This window comes from Nocardia sp. CA-084685 (assembly GCF_050955785.1).
Taxonomy (GTDB): domain Bacteria; phylum Actinomycetota; class Actinomycetes; order Mycobacteriales; family Mycobacteriaceae; genus Nocardia.
The window spans coordinates 8,702,130-8,726,457 of the sequence record NZ_CP192094.1 but is presented as its reverse complement, the minus strand read 5'-3'; the positions used below and the strand labels follow the sequence as shown (position 1 = coordinate 8,726,457).

The following is a 24,328-nucleotide window of genomic DNA, read 5'->3' as shown; positions in this document are numbered from 1 at the left end:
AAGCCCCGCCACCAGTGCCACCTGATCTTGATCTAAGGCCTTGGGTTGGGGGCGACGGTCGGCCAGGGGACCGAGAGCACGCAGTCGCGCATGCGGCGGCGGTAGATGTGGATTGGGAGACCCTCTTGGCGGAGGTGGTCGGCGGCTGCTCGCCAGCGCGCTCGTGGGCCGAAGGGGGCGAGTGGTGCGGCGCGGGACCATGCGCGATCGGCGGCCGTCAGCAGGGCATGGATCGGTTCGCCGGGGATGTTGCGGTGGATCAATACCTTCGGCAGGCGCTCGGCGAGGTCGGATGGACGGTCGACCGTGAACGGGTCCCATGCCAGGGTGAGCGAGCGCGGTCCGGACCGATCCAACAGCACCCAAGCGCAACGTCTGCCCAGCTCGTCGCATGTGCCGTCGACGAGTAAACCAGCTGGATCCATCCCGGACAGAATGGTGGCCCAGGCATCGGGCACGGCCGACTCGGGATATTGCCGCAGCACGTTGAACGCCCGCACCAGCACCGGCCGCAGTCCGGCCAATTCGAAGCCGCCGCGCGCGAAGGTGACGCCGGCGCGGCCGGGCACCACCCGTTCCGGATCGATCTCGAGCCCGACCACCCGCACGTCCGCGCGGACGGTGCGCAGCCGGGCCGCCAACTCCAGCGTGGTCCACGGACTCGCCCCATAGCCGAGATCGACGACCAGCGGATCGGCCGCGTCACGTAGGCGCCCGGCGACCAACTCGTCGTGGATCAGCCAGCGGTCGCTGCGTCGCAATCGGTTGACGCCGGTGGTGCCCCTGGTGATGGTGCCGACCGGCCTCAGCGGGTCGGGTTTTGCTCTTCCAGCCACTTCACGGTCTGCTCAGCCTCGCCGCGGAACAGGTCGACCAGGTTGACCAGCATCAGCTGTTCGAGTCGCGGGCCGACCATCGGGATGAACACCTTGGCCTCGGAGGAGAATCGCATGGTGCAGCCGGTATCGGTGGGGAACAGCCGAATGGTGCCGCCGAGGCTGCCCGGCCCGGCCGGAATGGAGGCCGAGAACTTGCCGACGGACTCGTTCTCGTCGAACGGCCCCCAGCTCTCCTTGCGGGTGATGACCATGTCCTTGCGCATAACCGTCTGCGCGATCTCCGGCAGCATGTCGCGCGGCAGGATGTGGTTGAGCACGATATCGATACCGGAGTCGTTGACCTCGAGGCTGACGATTTCGTTACCGGGCGCTAATTTCGACATCTCCGCGCACCGGTCTTCCCAGTACTCCCGGGTCGACAGCGCCGCGTACAGTTCCTTGGTGGTGTGCAGCGGAAAGCGGGCTGAATAGTCCAGTCGGCGAGCCATGAGGGGTTACGTTACCGGGACCGCTCCCTGCCGCATCGTTCGGCGGTGGGTCTGGGGATCCGCCACAACCCCACGCCAACGCCACGCGGAATCCACACATCGTCGCGAGACGACAGCGGTGCATGGTCGCATGAACAGTTCCGATCAGCCTCGGTGCTTGCCGATCCAGCTGTTGGTGAACTCTTCCTCGTTCGCCAGCAGTTCGGTCAACCGTTCGGCGATCGCGGCCTCGATCTTCCCGCCGAACAGCGGAATCTTTACCTCGATGGTGCCCTTCGTCTGCGCTACCGAACCGGCGCCATCGGCCGTGAGTACGATGGTTCCGTGGACCTCGGCGGGCGCACCCTCGACCCGCGCGGTGAAGGCGGCCGAATCGCCGGTCCAACTCTCGGTGCGCGGGATGAGCAGATCGCCTGGTCGCACCGCGGTGATCGCGGGCGGCAGCAGCTCAGCGGCGATGACCTGCACCATCTCCACCTTGACCTGGTCGCCGTCGACGGTGACCGAATCCAGCCGGGCATTATCGCCACCCACCTCGGCGACGCGGTCCTTCCAATACTGCTCATCGGCGAAGGCCGCGCGTACGGCGGCAACCGGAGACGAGTAGCGAGCCGTATACGCCAGGGGTGTAGCCATGGTCGAACAGGCTACCGTCTGGGGCGTGCGAACTTCACGGGTGGTGTCGGCGGACCAGCTGCGCGAACTGCTGGTCGATAGCGGTGCGCGGCTGCGCGAATCGGTCCGGCTGGCCGAGCTGACCACATTGCGGGTCGGCGGTCCGGCCACGGTCGCGGAGTGCGCGACGACCGAAGCGCTGGTCGCGACGGTGCGGACGCTGGACGCCGCGGGCATTCCACTACTGCTACTCGCGGGCGGATCGAACCTGCTCATCGGCGACGACGGCTTCGATGGTGTCGTGGTCCTGGTGCGCAACGAGACAGTCGAGATCGGCGCGGGCAGTGTGGCTGCCGAGGCAGGTGCGAACTGGGACGCGGTGGTCGCGGCCACGATCGAGGCCGGTCTCGGCGGGCTGGAATGCCTGTCCGGCATCCCCGGATCCGCCGGTGCGACGCCGGTACAGAACGTTGGCGCGTACGGCGTGGAGGTCGAGAGCCTGCTGCGCCGGGTGCGCCTGCTGGATCGCGCGAGCGGTGAGATCCGCTGGGTCGAGCCGGCCGAACTCGGCTTCGGCTACCGCACCAGCGCACTCAAGCATCGCGATACCGCCGTGGTGCTCGAGGTGGACTTCGACCTCAATCCCGACGGTTCGAGCGCACCGCTGCGCTACGGCGAACTCGCGAACGCACTCGGCGCGGGCAACGGTGACTCCCGTCCCGCCGATCAGGTCCGGGCGGCGGTGCTGAAGTTGCGCGCGGGCAAGGGCATGGTGCTCGATCCGGCGGATAACGACACCTGGAGTGCGGGCTCGTTTTTCACTAATCCGGTCGTTGCGAACCATCGTGTCGAGGAAGTGAAGGCTGCGATCATCGCCCATGTGGGCGACGTCACGATCCCGACCTATCCGGCGCCCGACGGGGTGAAATTCTCGGCGGGCTGGCTTATCGAGCGAGCGGGTTTCGCCAAGGGATTTCCGGGCCCGCACGCCCCGGCCCGGCTGTCCACGAAACATACGCTGGCCTTGACCAACCGCGGTAGCGCGAGCGCCGCCGATCTGGTCGCACTGGCACGCACGGTCCGTGACGGTGTCGCCGAGCGATTCGGCATCCGGCTGGAACCGGAGCCGGTACCCATCGGGGTGGCTCTTTAAACGGGTGAAACGGACACCACACTCTTCGCTGGGCGGTCGACCGGTTTTCCCCGCGTAAATTCGATGAAGTGAGCCATCGTCCAGTCATTCTCAGACCGGCCGCCGCCGTTTCCGCTGTGCTGCTCGTGGTAGTCGCGCTGGTGGCCGGATGCACGTCCGACAAAGGCGGTAAGAGTGACTCCGCCGAAGACAACGCCCCCGTCGCGAAGGTCACGCTGGCACCTGCCGGCGACGCCAAGAACGTCAATCCGACCGCACCGATCTCGGTTACCGTCACCGACGGCACCATCGATCAGATCGCGCTGACCAATGCCAACGGCAAGCAGGTCGCCGGTGAACTCGCCGCGGACAAGCACAGCTACCGGGCGACCGAACCACTCGGCTACGACGCCAAATACACCTGGTCCGGCACTGCGGTCGGCCCCGACCACAAGCCGGTCCCGATCGAGGGCACCTTCACCACCCTGGCGCCGAAGAACTCCTTCCCCGCGACGCTCAATATCGCCGATAACCAGGAAGTCGGCATCGCCGCGCCGATCATCTTGCAGTTCAAGGGATCTGTGCAGAACAAGGCCGCGGTGGAGAAGGCGCTCACCGTCACCACCAATCCGCCGACCGAGGGCGCTTGGGCCTGGTTCCCGGACGACAACGGCGGCTCGCGTGTGCATTGGCGGCCGAAGGAGTACTGGGCACCCGGCACCACTGTGCACGTCGCCGCGAAGCTCTACGGTCTGGATCTCGGCGGCGGAAACTACGGATATTCCGATCTGACTTCGGATTTCCGCATCGGCCGCAGCCAGATCGTCAAGGCCAACGCACCGAGCCATCGTATGCAGGTCGTTCGCGATGGACAGGTCGTCTTGGACTTCGCGGTCAGCTACGGCCAGGGCAATGAAGCGCGTAACGTCACCCGTTCCGGTGTGCACGTCGTCACCGAGAAGTACGAAGACTTCATGATGTCGAATCCGCCGTTCTACACCAACGTTCGCGAACGCTGGGCCGTACGCATCTCGAATAATGGCGAATTCATTCACGCCAACCCGGAATCCCTCTCGGCACAGGGCTCTTCGAATGTCACCAACGGCTGCATCAACCTGTCACCGACCGATGCGCAGGCCTTCTTCCCGACCGCTCTCTACGGCGATCCGGTCGAGGTAACCGGCACATCGATCGCGCTGTCGGCCGCCGACGGCGATCTCTACGACTGGACCATCGATTGGAATACCTGGACGGGGCTGTCGGCATTGCAGGGCGAGCCCAAGAATCCGGTATCCGCGACACCCGTGCCGCCGCTGCCGGCCGGTGGTCGCTGAGCTAGGCAAACTCAGCGCGACATGCGACGATCGGTCAGGTGACCAGCAAACCAGCCACGGAGGACCACCTACGCGAGCTCGCGCGCCTGCGTCGCATCCGTGACCGGATCGACCGGGAATACGACCAGCCGCTCGATGTCGAGCGGCTGGCTCGCGACGAGCACATATCGGCCGGTCACCTGAGCCGCCAGTTCAAGCTCGCCTACGGCGAGTCGCCGTACTCCTACCTGATGACGCGGCGCATCGAGCGCGCGATGTCGCTGTTGCGGCGCGGCGATCTCAGCGTGACCGAGGTCTGTTTCGCGGTCGGCTGCCAGTCGCTGGGGACCTTCAGCACGCGGTTCACCGAGCTGGTCGGGATGCCGCCCAGCGCCTACCGGGAGCAGGCCGAACACGCCACGGTGGACCTGCCGACGCTGGTCGTCAAACGGGTGACCAGACCGATCAGGAATCGAGAAGCGCGGGTCACCTAGCAGCAATTAGCGTGAAAGCCATGGACATCACCATTCAAGCGAGCTTCCTTCCACAGGACGACCCGGAGGCCGCCCTGACCTTCTACCGCGACGCCCTCGGCTTCGAGCTGCGCAAAGACGTCGGATTCAACGGAATGCGCTGGCTCACCGTCGGCCCGGTCGACCAGCCCGGCACATCCATTGTCCTGCACCCACCGGCCGCCGATCCGGGCATCACCGATGAGGAGCGCCGCACCATCGCCGAGATGATGGCCAAGGGCACCTACGCCAGCATCCTGTTGGCTACCAAAGATGTCGACGCTACCTTCGAGAAGGTGCAGGCCACCAATGCCGAGGTCGTCCAGGAGCCGACCGATCAGCCATACGGGGTCCGCGACTGCGCCTTCCGCGATCCCGCCGGAAATATGGTCCGTATCCAGCAGTTGAGCTGAGTGCGATCGCCGCGCTCGACACCGGTGACTACCGCGGGTCACCGGCGTCGAGCCAACGGCAAGCCAATTGCCACGACTCCCGCCGTAGAAGAACCGAAACGCACTGCTCGAAGCTGATTAGATCGAGCCAGTGGACTCCGACGGAGACCGCGCAGGCGGCCCGCGCAACCAGATGGAGAACCGATCGGCATGGCCAAGAAGACGGACACGCAACCCCACGCTGCCGACAGCCACGATCTGATCCGCGTGCTCGGCGCACGCGTGAACAACCTCAAAGACATCAGCATCGAAATCCCGAAGCGCCGGCTGACGGTGTTCACCGGTGTATCCGGCTCGGGCAAGAGTTCGCTGGTATTCGATACCATCGCCGCCGAGTCGCAGCGGCTGATCAACGAGACCTACAGCAGCTTCGTGCAGGGCTTCATGCCCACACTGGCGCGGCCCGAGGTCGACGTGCTCGACGGGCTGACCACCGCGATCATCGTCGACCAGCAGCGCATGGGCGTCGACCCGCGCTCCACCGTCGGCACCGCCACCGATGCCAATGCCATGCTGCGCATCCTGTTCAGCCGACTCGGCAAGCCGCATATCGGCTCGCCGCAGGCCTTCTCGTTCAATGTCGCCTCTATCAGCGGCGCGGGTGCGGTCGCGATCGAGCGCGCCGGGAAGACGGTCAAGGAGCGCCGCAGCTTCAGCATCACCGGCGGCATGTGTCCGCGCTGTGAGGGCCGTGGTGCGGTCAATGACATCGACCTGACCCAGCTCTACGACGACACCAAATCGTTGAACGAGGGCGCGCTCACCATCCCCGGCTACAGCATGGACGGCTGGTTCGGCCGCATCTTCACCGGTTGCGGTTTCTTCGATCCGGACAAGCCGCTCGAGAAGTACAACAAGCGCGAACTCAACGATCTGCTCTACAAGGAACCGACCAAGATCAAGGTCGACGGCATCAACCTGACCTATGAGGGCCTGATCCCGCGGATCCGCAAGTCGATGCTGTCCAAAGACGTCGACGCGCTGCAGCCGCATATCCGCGCGTTCGTGGAGCGGGCGGTCACCTTCCAGACCTGTCCTGAATGCGATGGCACCCGGCTCAGTGAGTTGGCGCGATCGTCGAAGATCAAGGGGATCAGCATCGCCGACGCCTGCGCCATGCAGATCAGCGATCTGGCCGAATGGGTCAGCGGGTTGCGGGAACCGTCGGTGGCGCCACTGCTGACCTCGCTGCGGCACACCCTCGACTCGTTCGTGGAGATCGGGCTCGGCTACCTCTCGCTGGAACGGCCCGCGGGCACGCTGTCCGGTGGTGAGGCGCAACGGGTAAAGATGATCCGCCACCTCGGCTCCTCGCTCACCGACGTCACCTATGTATTCGACGAGCCCACCGCCGGTCTGCATCCGCATGACATCCAGCGGATGAACGAACTGCTGCTGCGGCTGCGGGATAAGGGCAATACGGTGCTAGTGGTCGAGCACAAACCGGAGACGATCGTCATCGCCGACCACATCGTCGACCTGGGTCCCGGTGCGGGTACCGGCGGTGGCACCGTCTGCTTCGAGGGCAGCGTCGATGGGCTGCGCGACAGCGGCACCATTACCGGCCGCCACTTCGACGACCGGGCCGCGCTGAAGGAGACGGTGCGCAAGCCCAACGGCGCGTTGGAGATTCGTGGGGCATCGACGAACAACCTGCGTGATGTCGATGTAGACATTCCGCTCGGCGTGCTCGCCGTCATCACCGGTGTCGCTGGCTCGGGTAAGAGCTCACTTGTGCATGGTTCCATTCCGGCTGGCGCCGATGTGGTGTCGGTCGATCAGGGCCAGATCCGCGGTTCGCGGCGGAGCAACCCCGCGACCTACACCGGTCTGCTCGACCCGATCCGCAAGGCATTCGCAAAGGAAAACGGCGTCAAACCAGCGCTTTTCAGTGCCAACTCCGAGGGCGCATGCCCCAATTGCAACGGCGCGGGCGTCATCTACACCGATCTGGCGGTCATGGCCGGTGTCGCGACCACCTGTGAGGAGTGCGAGGGCAAGCGGTTCCAGGCCGCGGTGCTCGAGTACCACCTCGGTGGCCGCGATATCAGCGAGGTGCTCGCGATGTCGGTGACCGAGGCGCAGGGGTTCTTCAGCGACGGCCCGGCGCGCACACCGGCCGCGGAGAAGATTCTCGACCGGCTCGCCGATGTCGGGCTCGGCTACCTCACGCTGGGCCAGCCGCTCACCACGCTGTCCGGCGGTGAGCGGCAGCGGCTCAAGCTGGCCACCCATATGGCGGAGAAGGGCGGCATCTACGTCCTCGACGAGCCGACGACCGGGCTGCACCTCGCCGATGTCGAACAACTGCTCGGCCTGCTCGACCGGTTGGTCGATTCCGGTAAGTCGGTGATCGTCATCGAGCACCACCAGGCGGTCATGGCACATGCCGACTGGATCATCGACCTCGGCCCCGGCGCGGGCCACGACGGCGGCAAGATCGTCTTCGAGGGCACGCCCGCCGACCTGGTCGCCGAGCGCGCCACCCTGACCGGCGAACATCTGGCGGCATACGTCGGCGCATAAACGAAAATCGCCCCCGCTCGGACCAACGTGCGGGGGCGAACTCGGGGCGATTACCGCGCATTCTCCTTGACGAGCGAACCGTCCTTACCGAACGATTCGGCGTCGAGCACCGAGTCCTTCTGCTGTTTGGCGAGCAGATCGCGAATCTCGATGAGCAATTCGATCTCGGTGGGCTCGGCCACCTTCGCGGTGCCGAAACGATTCTTCAGCGTCTTCATCGGCACCATCAGCACGAAGTACAGCACACCGGCGACCAGCATGAAGTCGATGAGTGCGGTGATGATCGGCCCGATCGCGATGAAGGTGGCCGGTTTACCGGAGACCAGCTGAACGCCGAGTCCCAGCTCATTGGTCTTTCCCAATACCGCGAGCAGCGGATTGATGATTCCCTTTGTCACCGCCGTCACCACCGCGGTGAACGAGGTACCCATGACGACCGCGACAGCGAGATCGATAACGTTCCCGCGCATCAGGAAATCTTTGAAACCTTTGAGCATGAGCCGAGCTACTCCAATCTGGGCTTGTCCGCCTCCCGGCGCCTTTGCCAGTAGTCGGGGCCACTCGAGTTCATATCCGGGTCGGCGGCCTTATGTCAGCTAGGTTGTCGGCGTACCCGGTGAGTAACCCATGTACTCGGGAAATCGGTTGTCGCCTCGTCGGAGACTACCGATGCCGATCCCGTCAGCTACGGCGAGCGAAGCGACCCGGACCGGCCTGATCACGGGGCTTGACGATGATCTGGTCCAGATTCACATGTGACGGTCGCGACGCCACGAACCCGATGATCTCCGCGATATCCTGCGCGACCAGCGGATCGATACCCTCGTACACCTTGGCCGCACGCTCCTCGTCCCCGGCGAACCGCACCAGCGAGAACTCGGTTTCCACTGCGCCGGGCGCGATTTCGGTGAGCCGCACCGGCTCGCCGAGCAGTTCGCCGCGCAATGTGCGGTGCAGTACGGCCTGTGCGTGCTTGGCCGAGGTGTAGCCGGAGCCATTGTCATAGGCCTCGAAGGCGGCGACCGAGGTGATGGTGACGATGAGTCCATCACCCGAGGCGATCAGCTTCGACAGCAACGCCTTGGTTACCCGCAGCGTACCGAGCACATTGGTTTCCCACATCCAGCGCCAGTCGTCCAGCTCCGCCTCGGTCACCGGGGCCAGACCCTTCGCGCCACCCGCATTATTGACGAGCACATCGACGTTCTCGATCGCATCGGTGCACGCGCGCACGGAATCTTCCGAGGTCACATCGAGTTCGAGTGCGGTGCCGCCGATTTCGTCGGCGAGGCGCCGCAGCCGATCGAGCCTGCGCGCGCCGACGACCACGTGATAGCCCTGCTTGGCGAGTTCCCGTGCGGTGGCTTCCCCGATTCCCGAACTGGCTCCGGTGACGACGGCAGTGCGAATGCTCATAGTGCGATCGTAAATGCACAGAATTTGCCGAAGACCGCGGCCGTGTGCGACGCAAGCGCTGATCGCGCGCGGACTTGGGTAACTCGCCGGGTACGTCCAGAAGCCAGCCGGGCGCTGACCGCCGGACCGCTACGGGAAGTCAGTGCGCCTACGACCAGCACGGGAGGCGGACTAGCCTCGGTGACATGGCTATTCGGGAAGCGGTCAGTGCGGACGGAACGAACATCGTCTATCGGGTCAGCGGCCCGGCCGATGGCAGGCCGCTGGTGCTGGTGCACGGTTGGTCGGCCAATCTGCAGTGCTGGGGCGCGGCCGCGGACGAGCTGGCCGAGCGCTTCCAGGTGCTCGCCGTCGACCTGCGCGGCCACGGCTACTCCGGCGCTCCGGAGACCGGCTACGACGATCCGAAGAATTGGGCCGCAGATATCGCCGCCGTGCTCGCCGCCGAGGGCATCGAATCCGGTGCGGTGCTGCTCGGCTGGTCCTACGGCGGCATCGTGATCAGCGACTACCTGACCGCCTATGGCACGGGATCAGTCGCGGGCGTCATCTACTCGGGATCGATGGCCAATATCGGTCGCGCACCCGGCGCGGAGACCGGTTCGGCCATGCAGGAGGCCATTCCCGGTGTCTTCGAGGAGAGTGCGGGGCGTGCCCTGCGCGCATTCGGCGCCTTCGGCAATGCCAATACCGGACCCGGTCCGGATAAGGGCGTTGACGCGCAGCGCATCTTCGGCGCGAGCCTCGGCACGCCGCCTCGCGTGCGCAAGGCGCTGTTCTACCGGACCGTCGACAATACCGAAACGCTGCGGACCCTGGACATTCCGGTGCTTGTCCTGCACGGAACCAAGGATCCGGTCGTGCCGATCGAGAACGGTCGCTACATCCTCGACGTGGTGTCCGACGGCCGCGGCTCGTTCTGGGAGGACGCGCAGCATGGGCTGTTCATCGAGGATCGCGCCCGGTTCGTCGCCGAGGTCAGCGCATTCATCGAAGGTCTGGATTAGACGTCCGAAATTCGCTGGCGCCATACGCTCGGCTCGAGCAGACTTGGCGTATCTCGGCGGATAGTGCACCGCGCGTGAGAACCCTCACGAAACTGCTGTGACGACTGTCACTTGGCCCGGTTACGGCGTCTGGGTTGGGCAATTCAACGTGCACTATGGATGGTGTGAGTCAACGCCCGGACCTACGGCCGAATCGGATCGCCGTGTTATCGGTGCACACCTCACCACTTGCTCAACCGGGCACCGGTGATGCGGGCGGCATGAACGTCTATGTGCTGCAAACCGCCATTCAGCTGGCCCGGCGCGGCACCGAGGTCGAGATTTTCACCCGCGCCACCTCCTCGAACGTACCGCCGGTCCAGGAGGCGGCCCCGGGAGTCCTGGTGCGCAATGTGGTGGCGGGCCCGTTCGAGGGCTTGGACAAGCACGACCTGCCGACCCAGCTGTGCCCGTTCACCGCCGAGGTGCTGCGCCAAGAGGCCAGACATCTGCCCGGTCACTACGACCTGGTCCATTCGCACTACTGGCTCTCCGGGCAGGTCGGCTGGCTGGCGCGCGACCGCTGGCGGGTGCCGCTGGTGCACACCGCGCACACCTTGGCAGCGGTGAAGAACGCGGCGCTGGCCGAGGGCGACTGCCCCGAACCCGCGACCCGCGAGATCGGCGAGAAGCAGGTGATCGCCGAGGCCGATCGGATGGTCGCCAATACCGCGGAGGAGGCGCGCCAGCTCATCGAGCTGTACGGCGCCGATCCCGAGCGCATCGATGTGGTGCCGCCCGGCGCGGATCTGACTCGCTACTGTCCCGGTGAAAAGGCCGTGGCCCGAGCCGAATTGGGTCTGGCGACCGACGAGCGGATCGTCGCGTTCATCGGCCGCATCCAGCCGCTGAAGGCCCCGGATGTCCTGGTCCGCGCGGCCGCGGAGCTGCTCTACCGCGACCCGTCGCGCAAGCTGCGGGTGCTCATTGTCGGCGGACCGTCCGGCACCGGACTGGAGCGCCCCGACGCATTGATCGAACTCGCGGCCGCACTCGGCATCGCCGACCACGTCACCTTCTTGCCGCCGCAGCCGCCGGACCGCCTTGTGCAGGTGTATCGGGCCGCCGACCTGGTCGCGGTGCCCAGCTACAACGAATCGTTCGGTCTGGTCGCCATCGAGGCGCAGGCCAGCGGCACCCCGGTGCTCGCGGCCGATGTGGGTGGGCTCGGCACCGCCGTGCGGCACGGTGAGACCGGCCTGCTCGTCCCTGGACATCGGACTCCGGATTGGGCCGATGCCCTCGGCCACCTATTCGACGACGGTGACCGACTACGTCGGATGGGGGTGCGCGCCGTCGAGCACGCCGGACATTTCTCCTGGGAGCACACCGCGGACGGATTGCTCGCCAGTTATTCGGCGGCACTGGCCGATTTCCGTGCGCTTCGTGCCGATCTCGGTGCGGGCCGGCGCAAGGTCTTCGAGGCCGCACGGGCCGAGTCGCCCGGGGAACGCGCTAGCCTCACCGGGGAACGCAGTGCTGTTCTCCTCGGCGAGATCAGCCAGGCCAGATCGCGGGCGCTGTGGCGGCGCCGGACGGGAGCGCACCGATGAGCACGGCAGCCGCGACCGCACAGCTGATCGACGAAACGCTGCGCGAGCGCGAAATCGAGTACACCCATCCCAGCCAGGAGACCTTCGTGGTCATCCTGCCCGGTGAGCGCAAACTCAAGACCACCGTGATGCTCACCGTCGGCAAGCACGGATTGCGAATCGAATCGTTCGTCTGCCGCAAGCCCGACGAGAACTTCGAGGGCGTCTACAAATTCCTGCTGCGCCGCAACCGCCGCCTCTACGCCGTGGCCTACACCCTGGACCGCGTGGGCGATATCTACTTGGTCGGCCGCATCGCCACCCCCGCCGTAACCCCCGACGAACTGGACCGGATCTTCGGCCAGATCCTCGAGGCCGTCGACGCCGACTTCAATACGCTGCTGGAACTCGGCTTCGCCGAATCCATTCGCCGGGAATGGAAGTGGCGTGTCTCGCGCGGGGAATCCCTGCAGAACCTGCGCGCTTTCGAGCATCTGGTGGAAACCGCCGACCAACCCTGAGCTCGTCCCCGTGCGCGCGTGCAGACCTGCCGTCGCGAGCCTGGGATTGTGGGTGCAGTGGGGTACAGGCCTTGGACCGGATCCGAGCAGGGGTTCGTTGCGGTCGATCCGACACCGGCGGGCCCGCCGTAGGCAACAATCGCGCTGTGGAATGGGGCCGCAAGGTACAGGAGGGACCCCGGCGATGATGGTTCTTGCTCTGGACATCGGTGCGACGAAATTCGCCGCCGGGGTGGTGTACGGGGGCCGGAAGGTACGCGATGTGCGACGCGTCGATGTGCCTCGGGAATCGGTGTGGGCCGCATGCCGCGAGCTGTTGCTGGAAGTGGCCGGCGGCGCGATGGTTTCGGCGATCGGGATCGGTTCGGCCGGACCGGTCGATGTACGAACCGGTGTCACCAGGCCGCTGAACATTGCGGAATGGAAGCCGGGTTTTCCGATCGTCGCCGAGGTGCAGCGGCTGTTCCCTACCGCCGCAGTGCGGTTCGCTATCGACGGAGCCTGCCTCGCACTGGCCGAACATCACGTCGGCGCGCTGCGCGGCATTCCGAACGGCCTGGCCATGACGGTTTCCTCGGGCATCGGCGGTGGCATAATCGCCGACGGTCGGGTGGTTCTCGGGCGCACCGGCAATGCCGGACACGTCGGCCACATCGTGGTGCCGGGTTGGGATGTGCCGTGTGAATGCGGCGGCGTCGGGTGTGTCGAGGCGATCGCGAGCGGCATGTCATCGGTGCGTTGGGCACGCGAACAGGGTTGGCGTGGCGAGACCGGCGCGGGACTGGCGAAGGCCGCGCACACCGGCGATGAGATCGCACTCGCCGCGCTGCACCGGGCCGGAACCGCACTGGGCACGGCCATCGCCTCCGCGGCCGCGGCGCTCGATATCGATCGGGTGGTGATCGGCGGCGGCTTCGCACAATCGGGCGAACTCCTGTGGGAACCGCTGCGCGCGGCGGTGATCCGGCACGCTGGTTTGGACTTCCTGCGTGAGCTGCGGGTGGTCCCGTCGCGAATCACCAATGGCGCCACCCTGGTTGGCGCCGGCGTGCTCGCAGCGGGCCACGATACGGCCGATGTCATCTCCTGAGCAGTGGGAACGGATGCGAGCCCGGTTCGGGTACATGCCAGAATGGCCTGCATGACGTACACCCTCGTGTTGCTGCGCCACGGCGAGAGCGAATGGAATGCCATGAACCTTTTCACCGGTTGGGTGGATGTGCACCTGACCGATAAGGGCATCGCCGAGGGCAAGCGCGCCGGGGAACTGCTGGCCGAACACGGCATCCTGCCGGATATCGTCTACACCTCGGTGCTGCGTCGGGCGATCAGCACCGCGAATATCGCCCTGGACGCCGCCGACCGGCACTGGATCCCGGTCGTGCGCGACTGGCGCCTCAACGAGCGCCACTACGGCGATCTGCAGGGCAAGAACAAGGCGCAGGTTCGCGACCAGTACGGCGACGAGCAGTTCATGCTGTGGCGGCGTAGCTACGACACCCCGCCGCCGCCCATCGACCCGGCCAATGAGTACAGCCAGGACAGCGACCCGCGCTACGACGGCATCGACGTCCCCAAGACCGAATGCCTGCTCGACGTGGTGAACCGGATGGTGCCGTACTGGGAGTCGACCATCTCCAAGGACTTGCTCTCGGGTAAGACCGTTCTCGTTGCGGCACATGGCAATTCGCTGCGCGCGCTGGTCAAGCACCTGGACGGGATCTCCGATGACGATATCGCCGGGCTGAATATTCCCACCGGTATCCCGCTGCGCTACGAGCTGGACGAGAACCTGCGCCCGGTTCGTCCGCGTGAATACCTGGACCCCGAGGCCGCCGCCGCGGGTGCCGCGGCCGTCGCCAGTCAGGGCGGCAAGTAAGCAACAGATCGACGCGCCGCGACCGGCTTCGGTCGCGGCGTTGCTGTTTCCGGCGGTGACCCGCCGTTTGCCTCGATCGGAATCGGAACTGGGGCGCGAGTCGCGATCGGTTAGCTGCCCGACCCTGGGTTAGTGTTCATTCTGCAGGTGGGCGTGGATTTCTCCCGTCTTGCGCAGGCGTTATGTGGTGCCGGTTGCTTTATGTGAACCAACATTCGACCCGCAATTGGTGTAACCCAGAGTTCGAACCTACTCGTCGGTATGTAAGCTCTGGTCGTTCGACCAGTCCGAGAGGCGGATCACCCCTGATGCAGAGAATGTTGCGTGCCACAGTGGCGGCAGTCGCCACGGCGGTGCTCATTCCATTCGTCACCCAGAGCGCGATCGCCGCGCCGGAGCCTTCCGGACCCGACGGTGGCGCGGCCGGTGCCGCATGGGTCGCGGCCGAGGACGGTCCCCAGCAGTTTCCGAATGTGAACATCCAGTGGGATGTCCCGATCACCATGAGCGACGGCACCGTCCTCAAAGGCAATGTGTACCGTCCGGCGGATGCGGCGGGGCGCCCGATCGACACCCCGACACCCACGGTGGTCAACCTGACTCCGTACACCAAGCTGGTCTCCAACATCGCCGACAGCGCGATGTCCATTCCGGGTTTTTCCGATGCGCTCATCGAACTGTTCCGACAGATCGACCTCAGCGGCACCCCGCTCTCCGGCGTCACCGATCTGACCAAATCCTTCGGCGGCGGCGAACTACGCAATTTCGCGGTCGACCGCCAGCTCATCAAGAGCGGTTACACCCAGGTCGTGGTCGACGTGCGCGGCACCGGATTCTCTCAGGGCATCTGGGACATGCTGCGCCAGCGCGAACAGCAGGACACCTATGAGGTGATCGACTGGGTCGCGAATCAGCCGTGGTCCAACGGACGCATCGGTATGAACGGACTGTCGTATTCGGGCATCAACCAACTCCAGGTGGCCGCGATGCGACCGCCCGCGCTGCAAGCGATCTTTCCGGTGGTGCCCGGTAGTGACCTGGTCAATGATGTGCTCGCACCCGGCGGCGGCTTCGGGTTCAACTTCATTCCGCTGTGGTTGACCGCCATCAACGGCCTCAAGCTGGTTCCGGATGTCGCGTCGATACTCAACGGACAGTTCGATATGAAGTGGCTCGCGGATCGGGCAAAGGATCCGTTCACCTTCATGGATGTGCTGCTCAATGTCTACAGCACCACCCGGATCGAGGACTTGGACCCGCGGGCCAAGGAATTGTTGACCGCTTCGTCGACCTCGCGCGCGGCCTGGCTCGGTGATCCGGGCAAGATTCAGGTCCCCACCTTCGTCACCGGGGGCTGGCACGATCTGTTCACTTACTCGGAATCCAAGATCTACAACGAGATTCCACTGCCCGCGGGCCAGAAGCAGCTGTTGATGGGCAATACCTACCACGTCGGCTCCGGCAACGAATACGGTAAGCCCGGTCTGCCGCCGCGTCTGGACGTGCTGCAGCGCGCGTGGTTCGACAAGTGGCTCAAGGGCATTGACAACGGTATCGATCAGTACGGCCCGATCACCCTGCGTCAGCAGGGCGGCGGCTGGATCACCACCGACTCGTTCGCTGATCCGCGGACCGGATCCCAGGATGCCGAATATCGCCGGATGTATCTGTCCGCCAACCGAAGTGGCACCGCGAACAGCCGGTACGACGGATCGTTGCTCGCCGCGGCGAGCCCGGACTCGGCGCGGCTCACGGTCGCGCCAGGCCTGACTACCCTGTGCTCCAACGACGCAGCGCAGGGTAGCGCGGGTTTCCTCTCGATCATCGATGGCTGTGCCAAGGACTCACGGGTCGCGGAACTCAACGGGCTGACCTTCACCAGCGACCCGGTCGCGGAGCCGACCACCATCTCCGGGCGAATCGCCGCGCACCTCAATACCGTTCAGGATGCGACCGACGGCTACTGGGTGGTCACGCTGAACGATGTCGCGCCGGACGGCCAGTCCACGGTGCTCTCCTCGGGCCAATTGATGGCGTCGCTGCGGCAGGTCGACGAGGCGAACAGCACCCGTTCCGCCGGTGGCGATTACACCGACCCGCGTGCCTGCACCTCGCTGGACCTGCGGCAGCCGACCGTGCCGGGGGAGGAGACGACCCTGGATATCGCTTTGCCCGCCACGGAGGCGATGCTGCGGCCGGGCCATCGTCTGCGCGTGGATGTCTTCGCGGGCAATTTCCCCAAGGGCCTGCCGGTGCTGCCGATGCTGATCGATACGGGTCTGAATCCGCAGCACATCCAGTTGGATCCGGATCGGCCGAGCTTCGTCAACATTCCGGTGCGGGGCAGGCCTGGATGGTGAAGCTGATCTGACAGCAGAGTTGGGCTACCCGCTCGGGTAGCGGCGCCGCCTCGGCTTTATCCGAACGCGCCGAGTTTCGTGAATAACGAGTGCGGACGAACGCGGGCTGGTAAGCCGTATCCGGCCCGAGCGTGCACCTCTCGCGCATTCATGCTCGAACCCGCGGGGTATGGGCGATTGGTGCACGCTCGGACCGTTCTCACCGGCTAGTCGGCCACGGCGAACGCCGCGTCCAATGGCGGGAAGATCGCGCGGGCGTCCGCGCCGGAGAACCAGAGACCGACGGTGAATACCGAGGTGGCCTCCAGGTACTTGGCGCGATGCAGGCCGCCCGCCGAAATCGGTTGGAGTTTCAGATCTTGCGCCAGCGCCGCGACCTGTTCGACGGCGGCAGCGTCGTCACCGCAGATCGGCACCGCCAGCCTGTGGTCCTCGAAGACACGAGTCTCCGATTCCCAGACCTCGGCCGCGCAGACATTGAACGCTTTCACCACATGCGCCTGGGGAACCGTCGCCGCGATGCGAGCGGCGACCGCCTCCTCGGATAGCACGAATGCCGGAACTCCTTCCGGCGCGGCCTCGTCCGGCAGGAACGCATTGGTGCAGTCGATGACCGTCCGCCCGGCGAGTCTTCCGCCGATTTCACCCAGTACCTCGTCAAGGGCGCTTACTGGAAGCGCTAACAGCACGACCGCACCGAATTCGGCAGCCGCGCCGATGCTTCCGGCTCGCGCTCCGTATCCGATGGTCGCTGCCAGCGCATCCGCGCGGGACCGTGCGCCGATGAGGACCTCGTGCCCGGCCGCGGCCCAGCCACCGCCGAGTGCCTTCGCCATCGCGCCCGCCCCGATGATTCCGATTCGCATATCAAACTCCTAGCTCGGATGTATTCGGCACCGACGCTAGGGATTTCGATAGGCACCCGAAGGTGCGCGATGAAGATGGCAGGCTGATGGCATGACGGCCGAACATGCCGAACCGGTGGAATTCGCGCCCTATGGCGACTACGAGGCCGACTGTCCGGCCCGCCTCGGCGTCGATCTATTCGGCAACCGCTGGCTCGCGGTCATCGTCTACATGCTGCGCGACGGCCCGATGCGCCCCGGCGACCTGCGCGCCGCAATCGGCGGCGTCAGCCAGAAGATGCTCACGCAAACGCTGCGCCGGATGCAGACGATGACACTCATCGAGCGCCACCGCTACGCCGAGGCCCCGCCACGCGTCGAATACGAACTGACCGAAGCCGGGCGCGATCTGCTCATTCCGATCTATGCCCTCGGCGAATGGGCCGACCGCCACGGCGACTCGGTGCGGTCGGCAATGTGGGATTCCCAGGAGTGAAAGCGATCCGGACGCTGGTGCGCGAACAACGCGTAAACAAGTGGCTAACGGGCCTGGAAGTGCCCATGACCTGCGCGAAACTTCGCATACCCCGAGTTGGGTTGTCAGTTGGCGACCGTACGATTCAAGTGTGAGTGTTCCCCAGGCCGTGCTGCTGGCAGTCCTCGCGGCTGTCGTCGGCCTGGCCGTCGGCGGGCTACTGATCCCGTTCATGAACGCCAGGCAGGCCGCCCGCAGACAGGCAGATTCCGGTCTCACCATGTCGCAGGTGCTCGACCTGATCGTGCTCGCCTCCGAGAGCGGAATCGCGGTCGTCGACGAATACCGCGATGTGGTGCTGGTCAATCCGCGCGCCGAAGAACTAGGCCTGGTCCGCAACCGGCTGCTCGATGAACGCGCCTGGGCCGCGGTGGAGAAGGTGCTCGCCACCGGCGAATCCACCGAATTCGATCTCACCGCGAAAAACCCGATGCCCGGCCGCAGCCGGATAGCGGTGCGCGGGGTGGCCAGACAGCTATCGCGCGAAGAGACCAGTTTCACCGTGCTGTTCGCCGACGACGACTCCGAGCAGGCCCGTATGGAGGCCACGCGACGCGATTTCGTCGCCAATGTCAGTCATGAACTCAAGACCCCCGTAGGCGCGATGAGCTTGCTGGCCGAAGCCATGCTGGAATCCGCCGAGGACCCCGAGGCCGTTCGGCACTTCGGTCAGCGCGTGCTCGGTGAATCCAGGCGCCTGGGCAAGATGGTCACCGAGTTGATCGCCCTGTCGCGACTACAGGGCGCCGAAAAGCTACCCGAGCTCGAGGTGGTCGACGTCGACACCGTGGTCATGCAGGCGGTCGATCGCTCGCGCACCGCTGCCGAGGCCGCGGGCATCACCGTCAGCACCGACCGCCCGAGCGGACTCGAGGTGCTCGGCGATGAAACCCTGCTCGTCACCGCACTGTCCAACCTGGTGGAGAACGCCATCGCGTACTCACCCGCCGGTTCCCACGTTTCGGTGAGCCGCTCACTGCGCGGCGATCATATCGCGATGGCCGTGACCGATCGCGGCATCGGCATCGCCAAAGAAGACCAGGAGCGCGTCTTCGAACGATTCTTCCGATCCGATAAGGCGCGCTCGCGCGCCACCGGAGGTACCGGACTCGGCCTGGCTATCGTCAAGCATGTGGCGGCCAACCACAACGGTGAGATCACGCTGTGGAGCAAGCTCGGCACCGGATCGACGTTCACCCTGCGAATACCTGCCCATCACGAATCCGGCGGCGAAGAAGAGGTCGACGGTTCCGCAGTGAGTATGAGAGAAACACACCCGCGTCCCTCGGGGCCGGGCAGACCCAACGGTGTGGAGGCACGCAGATGACGAGTGTTCTGATCGTCGAAGATGAGGAGTCGCTGGCCGATCCGCTCGCGTTCCTGCTGCGCAAGGAGGGCTTCGAGGTCACCGTCGTTGGTGACGGACCATCCGCGCTCGCCGAATTCGACCGCTCCGGCGCCGATATCGTGCTCCTCGACCTGATGCTGCCCGGTATGAGCGGCACCGATGTGTGCAAACAGCTGCGCACCCGCAGCGGCGTCCCGGTGATCATGGTTACCGCGCGCGACAGCGAGATCGACAAGGTGGTGGGCCTGGAGCTCGGCGCCGACGACTACGTCACCAAGCCGTACTCGGCGCGCGAACTGATCGCCCGCATCCGGGCCGTACTGCGCCGCGGCGCCGGCGATGAACTGGACGGCGGCAATGAGAGCGGTGTGCTCGAGGCCGGACCGGTCCGGATGGATGTCGACCGCCACACCGTGCATGTCAATGGCAGGCAGGTCACCCTGCCGCTGAAGGAATTCGACCTGCTCGAATATCTGCTGCGCAATTCCGGACGAGTGCTCACCCGCGGCCAGCTGATCGACCGGGTCTGGGGCGCCGACTACGTCGGCGACACCAAGACCCTCGACGTGCACGTCAAGCGGTTGCGCTCGAAGATCGAGGGCGATCCGGCCAAGCCGGAGCACCTCGTCACCGTCCGCGGCCTCGGCTACAAGCTCGAGGCTTGACCGTCTGCCCGAATAGGATTCGCAGCCGCCGAGGCCCCGACAACCTCGGCGTCTGCTGCGTGCGTCCGGATCAGGGCAGGTAGACCCAGGTGGGGCCGAGGCCGGGGACGTCCTGCTTGTGCAGGGTGATCCAGCCGAGATCGTCTTCCTGCATGCATTCGTAGACATCGGCCGCGCTGGTGCCGCGGCAGGCGATGGTGCGCGAGACGCCGTACGGGCTCATGATCAGGTTCTTGCCGTTGGCCTGGGCGTTGATTGCCTCGGGGGTGTTGGCGGGCAGGAAGTCGGCGGTGAAATCGGCGTATTTTGCCGGGTCACCATTGGGCTCGGCGTGCGCGGCGCCGGTCAGCGCGGCGGTGGCGCCGAGCGCGATGGCGGTCAGAGTCAGGGCTTTCTTCAACATGACCGCACATCCAACCGCATCCGAGTAAAGCCTGCATGGCGAGCAGGTGAATCACCCGCTATGCAAACCTCACCGCTCGTCCGCCGATAGGTCACGCCGACTGGTCTGCGACGTGGTCGTCGGATCTCATTCGATTCGCATGCACGGTCGCCGGATGGATCGCGATGAGGCCGAGTCCTTCGCGACGCTTGCAGTGTCTGGCCAGTTCTTCGTAGGCGGGCGCGCCGAGCAATTCCCGCAGTTCGGGAGCGTAGGACTGCCACACCGGACGGGCGCCGACATGGGCGTCGGGCGAGCCCGAGCAGTACCAATCCAGATCCTCGCCGCCGGGGCCCCAGCCGCGTCGGTCGTATTCGGTGATGGTGGTCTTCAGGATCTGCGCGCCGTCCGGGCGCTCCACCCAGTCCTGGGTCCGCCGGATCGGCAGCTGCCAGCACACATCCGGCTTCACCTCGAGCGGCTCGATGCCCTTGCGCAGCGCCATGGTGTGCAGCGCGCAGCCGACGCCGCCCGCGAAGCCGGGGCGGTTCAGGAAAATGCAGGCGCCGTCGAAGCGACGGGTGCGCAGCGCGGGCTCGTCCTCCAACTCGTCGAGCTCGAGATAGCCCTTCTTGGGGATCTTGCCGTCGGCGTCGGTCGCTTCGTCCATCAGCTGCCAGTCGCTCGGTGTGAGCATTTTCACAGCATTGGTCAGACGTTTGCGGTCGTCCTTGTCGGAGAGGAACGCGCCGTGCGAGCAGCAGCCGTCATCGGGGCGGTCGCTCAGAATTCCCTGACAGGCCGGCGTCCCGAAAACACACGTCCAGCGCGACAGCAGCCAGGTCAAATCCGCGACGATCACATGCTCGTCGTTTGCTGGATCCACGAACTCGATCCATTCACGCGGAAAGTCGAGATCGACCTCCGGTGCCGGATCGATCTTCCCCGCTGGTCGGGGCCTCGTGGAGCCGCTGTCCGTTGCGCCTACCGTCACACTTGAGGACGCTAACAGTTCAGTCGCCTAGCCTAAAGGGCCGGTGCACCCAGTACCGTATTCATGTGCGGCTTGGGGTACTCGATGTCGGAAGCAATACCGTCCACCTGCTTGTGGTGGACGCCCATCGCGGTGGTCACCCGATGCCGATGAGCTCGACGAAGGCCACTCTCCGGCTATCGGAGAATATGGATTCCGATGGTTGCATCACCGTTCAGGGGGCCGAGCGGCTGATCGCGACGGTCGCCGAATTCGCCAGCATCGCCGAGACTTCCCGCTGCGTCGAGTTGATGCCATTCGCGACCTCCGCGCTGCGTGAAGCCGCCAACTCCGATGAGGTACTCGCCAGAGTCCGCGCCGAAACCGGTGTCGAACTGCAGGTGCTCTCCGGTGTCGACGAGGCCCGGCTGACCTTCCTCGCCGTGCGCCGGTGGTACGGCTGGAGCGCGGGCCGGATCCTCAATCTCGATATCGGCGGCGGCTCACTGGAAATGACCATCGGCGGCGACGAGGAACCCGATCTCGCGGTCTCGCTGCAACTCGGCGCCGGACGGTTGACCAGAGAGTGGCTGCGCGAGGATCCACCGGGCAAACGCCGCATCGCGGTGCTGCGCGATTGGCTCGACGCGGAACTCGTCGCACCCGCGAAACAGCTGCTGGACGTCGGTAAACCGGATCTGGCGGTCGGTACCTCGAAGACATTTCGATCGCTTGCCCGGTTGACCGGAGCGGCACCCTCTTCGGCCGGGCTGCGGGTGCGCCGTACACTCACCAGCTCAGGTCTGCGCCAACTGATTGCCTTCATCTCGAGAATGACGGCAGCGGACCGTGCAGAATTGGAAGGCGTAAGTTCCGATCGGTCACAGCAATTGGTGGCTGGCGCATTGGTCGCGGAGGCGAGTATGCGGGCACTATCGCTGGATACCCTCGAGATTTGTCCGTGGGCACTGCGCGAGGGGCTCATCCTGCGCAAACTGGATACCGATATGAACGGTGGACCGAGGGCTACGGCATTGCCGGGTGTCGTGGTGGAAACGAGCGGTAAGCCGGTGCCCGGCAGCGGTCTATCGGGCCCGATCGAAACGGTGTCGTCATGAGTGAGGATTCCAAGCAGCTATCGGTTGCCGAGCTGCTGGCACGCAATGGCCAGCAGGGCGCATCCGCCGGTGGCGGCGGACGGCGTCGGCGCGGCGGTCGCGGCATCTCGGTGGCCGAGCTGACCGGTGATCTGCCCGCCATTCCGGCCGGCGGCGGCGGTGGCCATTCGGCGCACGCCGCACCCGAGGACGACGAACCGGCGTACGAACCACCCGCATACGAAGCCAACGGGTACGACGCATCGGGTTACCAACCTTCCGGTTTCCAGTCGGGGGGGTATGCGGCCGGTCTCGAAACACCTGCGCCGGAACCCAGTTCGTATGCCGCGCCGGACCCGGCGCCCTACGCCGCACCCGACTTACCCAACTACTCGCCGATGTCGGGGCCGATCACCCGATACGACCCACTCTCGGCCTACGCCGCTCCGGAAGCACCGGCCGATCCGCTGGCCGCGCCGGGATATTCGAGCCGGATCATGCCGGGGCGGGAAATGCCGGGCGCGGACTCGTCGCGGCATGCCGCGCCCGCGGCTCCGCTGTCCGCGCCGATTCCGGATCTGTATGCTCCGGCGTCCGACCCGTACGCTCCCGCGTCCGACCCGTACGCTCCGGCGCCCGACCCGTACGCTCCGGCACCGGATCCGTACACGAGGGATCCGCTGGCCGATGGGGTGGCCGGCTCCGGACGCACCGGCCGCCGACATCGGCACGCCGAACCGGCGGAGGAGACCACCGACGTACGGCCGCTGCGCGATCTCGGCCACAACATGGGTGCCCCGCCCGAAAGCCCACCGAACGGATCGAGATCCGGCGGTCGGGCCGCCCGGCGACGTGCGGCGGAGGCAGCCGAAGCCGAGGCCAACAATGCTGGACCATCGACCGCGCCATGGTCGCCGTCCACCAATGGCTTCGCACCGGAATCCGCGCCGTTGCCGATGTCCCCGCTGCCGGACGGTCCCGCGCACGGCGCCCGTCCCGAGCCGGCGGACCAGCGAAGATCCGCACGGCGCGATGGCCAGGCCGACGGCGCTCTGCCCGCTTGGTCGGCGCGAAGAAACGTACCGCCCAAGAATGGCGTGCCCGAATCCGAGAGCGTCCCCACCGCCGCGTGGTCACTGGCCAGCCAGGATCAGCAGCTCGTCTCCGGTCAGACCGTCGCGGGCGACCTATTGCGCGACGAAGTCGAACGCGCCGAGGCCCAGCGGGCGAACGGCCGAGCAGCCGAGCGCAACGGTCGTGGTCGCCGTGGCCGATCAAAGCTCGAGCCGGATGATGTGTACGACGGTCTGACCGACGTGTACGAACCGTTCCCGACCGGCGATGTCCTCGACGACGAGGAGGATTTCGACGGCGACGATGTCGATTCGGACCATTCGTTCGCCTCCCGCCTTTCGCCGAGACGCGCTCGCTCGCGGATCGCACGCGGGTCCGAGTACGACGCCAATCGCCGCCAGTGGATGATTCTCGGCGGTCAGAGCACCGGCGCCGCGGTCGCCGGAATGTTGCTGTTCAAGGGCTTCGAGCGCATGTGGGAAATGCTGCCCTGGGTGGCGCTGTGCCTGGCGATGATCGTGATCCTGGGCTTGGTGGCGCTCGTGCGAATATTGCGGCGCACCGATGACATCCTCAGCACGGTGATAGCCGTCGTCGTCGGCATCTTCGTCACCCTGGGCCCGCTAGCCTTTCTACTCAGTACGAACTGAGCAGGGAGCGGCTGTGGGGAATATCGGGCAGGCGGACGACACCAGGACGGCGAGCGCGGCCAGCGGACGCGCTCCCGATCCCGACGTGCGCACCGAACCCCATTCGCCGGTCGAATCGACCGGTGGAC

24 protein-coding genes are annotated in these 24,328 nt (G+C 65.8%); 16 read left to right on the top strand and 8 right to left on the bottom strand.

The window, feature by feature from the left end:
* Nucleotides 1-32: 32 nt before the first annotated feature.
* From ACQP2U_RS38285 to ACQP2U_RS38275, 3 genes are all read right to left on the bottom strand, one after another.
* Entirely contained in the window at nt 33-836 is an 804-nt protein-coding gene (locus ACQP2U_RS38285) for a class I SAM-dependent methyltransferase (RefSeq protein WP_433712016.1), read from the bottom strand.
* Nucleotides 806-1,327 (bottom strand): DUF2505 domain-containing protein, encoded by a 522-nt coding sequence (locus ACQP2U_RS38280; RefSeq protein ID WP_433712014.1) that lies wholly within the window; start codon nt 1,325-1,327, stop codon nt 806-808. Before ACQP2U_RS38280 ends, ACQP2U_RS38285 begins: the two co-directional genes overlap by 31 nt.
* Nucleotides 1,328-1,471: 144 nt before the next feature.
* On the bottom strand, nt 1,472-1,963 hold the full coding sequence (locus tag ACQP2U_RS38275) for a DUF2505 domain-containing protein (protein WP_433712013.1): 492 nt from the start codon (nt 1,961-1,963) through the stop codon (nt 1,472-1,474).
* A gap of 40 nt (nt 1,964-2,003) precedes the next feature.
* Between ACQP2U_RS38275 and ACQP2U_RS38270 the strand changes: the two genes are divergently transcribed.
* The 5 genes from ACQP2U_RS38270 to ACQP2U_RS38250 all read left to right on the top strand — a co-directional run bounded on the left by ACQP2U_RS38270 (nt 2,004) and on the right by ACQP2U_RS38250 (nt 7,877).
* Nucleotides 2,004-3,095, top strand: a complete 1,092-nt coding sequence (locus ACQP2U_RS38270) for a UDP-N-acetylmuramate dehydrogenase (RefSeq protein WP_433716724.1) — start codon at nt 2,004-2,006, stop codon at nt 3,093-3,095.
* A gap of 68 nt (nt 3,096-3,163) precedes the next feature.
* Nucleotides 3,164-4,408, top strand: a complete 1,245-nt coding sequence (locus ACQP2U_RS38265) for a L,D-transpeptidase (protein WP_433712012.1) — start codon at nt 3,164-3,166, stop codon at nt 4,406-4,408.
* A gap of 38 nt (nt 4,409-4,446) precedes the next feature.
* Nucleotides 4,447-4,881 (top strand): helix-turn-helix transcriptional regulator, encoded by a 435-nt coding sequence (locus ACQP2U_RS38260; RefSeq protein WP_397033542.1) that lies wholly within the window; start codon nt 4,447-4,449, stop codon nt 4,879-4,881.
* A 20-nt stretch (nt 4,882-4,901) separates the two neighbouring features.
* The gene (locus ACQP2U_RS38255; RefSeq protein WP_397033540.1) at nt 4,902-5,312 is read left to right on the top strand and encodes a VOC family protein; all 411 of its coding nucleotides are present in this window, start codon (nt 4,902-4,904) and stop codon (nt 5,310-5,312) included.
* A gap of 189 nt (nt 5,313-5,501) precedes the next feature.
* Nucleotides 5,502-7,877 (top strand): ATP-binding cassette domain-containing protein, encoded by a 2,376-nt coding sequence (locus tag ACQP2U_RS38250; RefSeq protein ID WP_433712011.1) that lies wholly within the window; start codon nt 5,502-5,504, stop codon nt 7,875-7,877.
* A gap of 50 nt (nt 7,878-7,927) precedes the next feature.
* Here ACQP2U_RS38250 and mscL read toward each other — a convergent pair whose 3' ends face one another.
* Complete coding sequence (gene mscL, locus ACQP2U_RS38245) at nt 7,928-8,374, bottom strand: large conductance mechanosensitive channel protein MscL (protein WP_433712010.1); 447 nt, start codon at nt 8,372-8,374, stop codon at nt 7,928-7,930.
* 184 nt (nt 8,375-8,558) lie between these two features.
* Nucleotides 8,559-9,293, bottom strand: a complete 735-nt coding sequence (locus tag ACQP2U_RS38240) for an SDR family NAD(P)-dependent oxidoreductase (protein WP_433712009.1) — start codon at nt 9,291-9,293, stop codon at nt 8,559-8,561.
* A 185-nt stretch (nt 9,294-9,478) separates the two neighbouring features.
* On the opposite strand from ACQP2U_RS38240, the gene ACQP2U_RS38235 reads away from it, so the two are divergent.
* The 6 genes from ACQP2U_RS38235 (at nt 9,479) to ACQP2U_RS38210 (ending at nt 16,631) form a co-directional block, all read left to right on the top strand.
* Nucleotides 9,479-10,300 carry an alpha/beta fold hydrolase gene (locus ACQP2U_RS38235; protein ID WP_433712008.1) on the top strand — a complete coding sequence of 274 codons (822 nt, stop codon included), beginning with the start codon at nt 9,479-9,481 and terminating at the stop codon, nt 10,298-10,300.
* Between the two features lie 155 nt (nt 10,301-10,455).
* Nucleotides 10,456-11,892 (top strand): D-inositol-3-phosphate glycosyltransferase, encoded by a 1,437-nt coding sequence (gene mshA, locus ACQP2U_RS38230; protein ID WP_433712007.1) that lies wholly within the window; start codon nt 10,456-10,458, stop codon nt 11,890-11,892.
* Nucleotides 11,889-12,392: a YbjN domain-containing protein gene (locus ACQP2U_RS38225; protein WP_433712006.1), complete on the top strand. Its 504-nt coding sequence runs from the start codon at nt 11,889-11,891 to the stop codon at nt 12,390-12,392. Before mshA ends, ACQP2U_RS38225 begins: the two co-directional genes overlap by 4 nt.
* A 184-nt stretch (nt 12,393-12,576) precedes the next feature.
* Nucleotides 12,577-13,482: an ROK family protein gene (locus ACQP2U_RS38220; protein ID WP_433712004.1), complete on the top strand. Its 906-nt coding sequence runs from the start codon at nt 12,577-12,579 to the stop codon at nt 13,480-13,482.
* 51 nt (nt 13,483-13,533) lie between these two features.
* On the top strand, nt 13,534-14,271 hold the full coding sequence (locus tag ACQP2U_RS38215) for a phosphoglyceromutase (protein WP_397033529.1): 738 nt from the start codon (nt 13,534-13,536) through the stop codon (nt 14,269-14,271).
* A 308-nt stretch (nt 14,272-14,579) separates the two neighbouring features.
* The gene (locus ACQP2U_RS38210) at nt 14,580-16,631 is read left to right on the top strand and encodes a CocE/NonD family hydrolase (RefSeq protein ID WP_433712001.1); all 2,052 of its coding nucleotides are present in this window, start codon (nt 14,580-14,582) and stop codon (nt 16,629-16,631) included.
* A gap of 206 nt (nt 16,632-16,837) precedes the next feature.
* Here the strand turns inward: ACQP2U_RS38210 and ACQP2U_RS38205 are convergent, their stop codons facing one another.
* Complete coding sequence (locus ACQP2U_RS38205; protein ID WP_433712000.1) at nt 16,838-17,497, bottom strand: NADPH-dependent F420 reductase; 660 nt, start codon at nt 17,495-17,497, stop codon at nt 16,838-16,840.
* A 91-nt stretch (nt 17,498-17,588) separates the two neighbouring features.
* On the opposite strand from ACQP2U_RS38205, the gene ACQP2U_RS38200 reads away from it, so the two are divergent.
* The 3 genes from ACQP2U_RS38200 (at nt 17,589) to ACQP2U_RS38190 (ending at nt 20,024) form a co-directional block, all read left to right on the top strand.
* Nucleotides 17,589-17,972, top strand: coding sequence for a winged helix-turn-helix transcriptional regulator (locus tag ACQP2U_RS38200; protein ID WP_397033525.1), 384 nt, complete (start codon nt 17,589-17,591; stop codon nt 17,970-17,972).
* Between the two features lie 130 nt (nt 17,973-18,102).
* Nucleotides 18,103-19,338 (top strand): sensor histidine kinase, encoded by a 1,236-nt coding sequence (locus ACQP2U_RS38195; RefSeq protein WP_433711999.1) that lies wholly within the window; start codon nt 18,103-18,105, stop codon nt 19,336-19,338.
* Nucleotides 19,335-20,024 carry a response regulator transcription factor gene (locus ACQP2U_RS38190; protein ID WP_040696229.1) on the top strand — a complete coding sequence of 230 codons (690 nt, stop codon included), beginning with the start codon at nt 19,335-19,337 and terminating at the stop codon, nt 20,022-20,024. Before ACQP2U_RS38195 ends, ACQP2U_RS38190 begins: the two co-directional genes overlap by 4 nt.
* Nucleotides 20,025-20,094: 70 nt before the next feature.
* Here the strand turns inward: ACQP2U_RS38190 and ACQP2U_RS38185 are convergent, their stop codons facing one another.
* Nucleotides 20,095-20,427 carry a hypothetical protein gene (locus ACQP2U_RS38185; RefSeq protein ID WP_397033520.1) on the bottom strand — a complete coding sequence of 111 codons (333 nt, stop codon included), beginning with the start codon at nt 20,425-20,427 and terminating at the stop codon, nt 20,095-20,097.
* Nucleotides 20,428-20,518: 91 nt separating this feature from the next.
* Nucleotides 20,519-21,400: a hypothetical protein gene (locus ACQP2U_RS38180; RefSeq protein WP_433711997.1), complete on the bottom strand. Its 882-nt coding sequence runs from the start codon at nt 21,398-21,400 to the stop codon at nt 20,519-20,521.
* Nucleotides 21,401-21,465: 65 nt separating this feature from the next.
* On the opposite strand from ACQP2U_RS38180, the gene ACQP2U_RS38175 reads away from it, so the two are divergent.
* Both ACQP2U_RS38175 and ACQP2U_RS38170 read left to right on the top strand, forming a co-directional pair.
* Entirely contained in the window at nt 21,466-22,497 is a 1,032-nt protein-coding gene (locus ACQP2U_RS38175) for a hypothetical protein (RefSeq protein ID WP_397033517.1), read from the top strand.
* The gene (locus ACQP2U_RS38170) at nt 22,494-24,200 is read left to right on the top strand and encodes a hypothetical protein (RefSeq protein ID WP_433711995.1); all 1,707 of its coding nucleotides are present in this window, start codon (nt 22,494-22,496) and stop codon (nt 24,198-24,200) included. Before ACQP2U_RS38175 ends, ACQP2U_RS38170 begins: the two co-directional genes overlap by 4 nt.
* Nucleotides 24,201-24,328 lie beyond the last annotated feature (128 nt).

Excerpts from the sequence above, each read along its gene's own strand:
- ACQP2U_RS38280 (WP_433712014.1), bottom strand. The coding sequence starts at position 1,327 with ATGGCTCGCCGACTGGACTATTCAGCCCGCTTTCCGCTGCACACCACC.
- ACQP2U_RS38275 (WP_433712013.1), bottom strand. The coding sequence starts at position 1,963 with ATGGCTACACCCCTGGCGTATACGGCTCGCTACTCGTCTCCGGTTGCC.
- ACQP2U_RS38255 (WP_397033540.1), top strand. The coding sequence starts at position 4,902 with ATGGACATCACCATTCAAGCGAGCTTCCTTCCACAGGACGACCCGGAG.
- ACQP2U_RS38250 (WP_433712011.1), top strand. The coding sequence starts at position 5,502 with ATGGCCAAGAAGACGGACACGCAACCCCACGCTGCCGACAGCCACGAT.
- mscL (WP_433712010.1), bottom strand. The coding sequence starts at position 8,374 with ATGCTCAAAGGTTTCAAAGATTTCCTGATGCGCGGGAACGTTATCGAT.
- ACQP2U_RS38240 (WP_433712009.1), bottom strand. The coding sequence starts at position 9,293 with ATGAGCATTCGCACTGCCGTCGTCACCGGAGCCAGTTCGGGAATCGGG.
- ACQP2U_RS38235 (WP_433712008.1), top strand. The coding sequence starts at position 9,479 with ATGGCTATTCGGGAAGCGGTCAGTGCGGACGGAACGAACATCGTCTAT.
- mshA (WP_433712007.1), top strand. The coding sequence starts at position 10,456 with ATGGATGGTGTGAGTCAACGCCCGGACCTACGGCCGAATCGGATCGCC.
- ACQP2U_RS38225 (WP_433712006.1), top strand. The coding sequence starts at position 11,889 with ATGAGCACGGCAGCCGCGACCGCACAGCTGATCGACGAAACGCTGCGC.
- ACQP2U_RS38220 (WP_433712004.1), top strand. The coding sequence starts at position 12,577 with ATGATGGTTCTTGCTCTGGACATCGGTGCGACGAAATTCGCCGCCGGG.
- ACQP2U_RS38215 (WP_397033529.1), top strand. The coding sequence starts at position 13,534 with ATGACGTACACCCTCGTGTTGCTGCGCCACGGCGAGAGCGAATGGAAT.
- ACQP2U_RS38210 (WP_433712001.1), top strand. The coding sequence starts at position 14,580 with ATGCAGAGAATGTTGCGTGCCACAGTGGCGGCAGTCGCCACGGCGGTG.
- ACQP2U_RS38205 (WP_433712000.1), bottom strand. The coding sequence starts at position 17,497 with ATGCGAATCGGAATCATCGGGGCGGGCGCGATGGCGAAGGCACTCGGC.
- ACQP2U_RS38200 (WP_397033525.1), top strand. The coding sequence starts at position 17,589 with ATGACGGCCGAACATGCCGAACCGGTGGAATTCGCGCCCTATGGCGAC.
- ACQP2U_RS38190 (WP_040696229.1), top strand. The coding sequence starts at position 19,335 with ATGACGAGTGTTCTGATCGTCGAAGATGAGGAGTCGCTGGCCGATCCG.
- ACQP2U_RS38185 (WP_397033520.1), bottom strand. The coding sequence starts at position 20,427 with ATGTTGAAGAAAGCCCTGACTCTGACCGCCATCGCGCTCGGCGCCACC.
- ACQP2U_RS38170 (WP_433711995.1), top strand. The coding sequence starts at position 22,494 with ATGAGTGAGGATTCCAAGCAGCTATCGGTTGCCGAGCTGCTGGCACGC.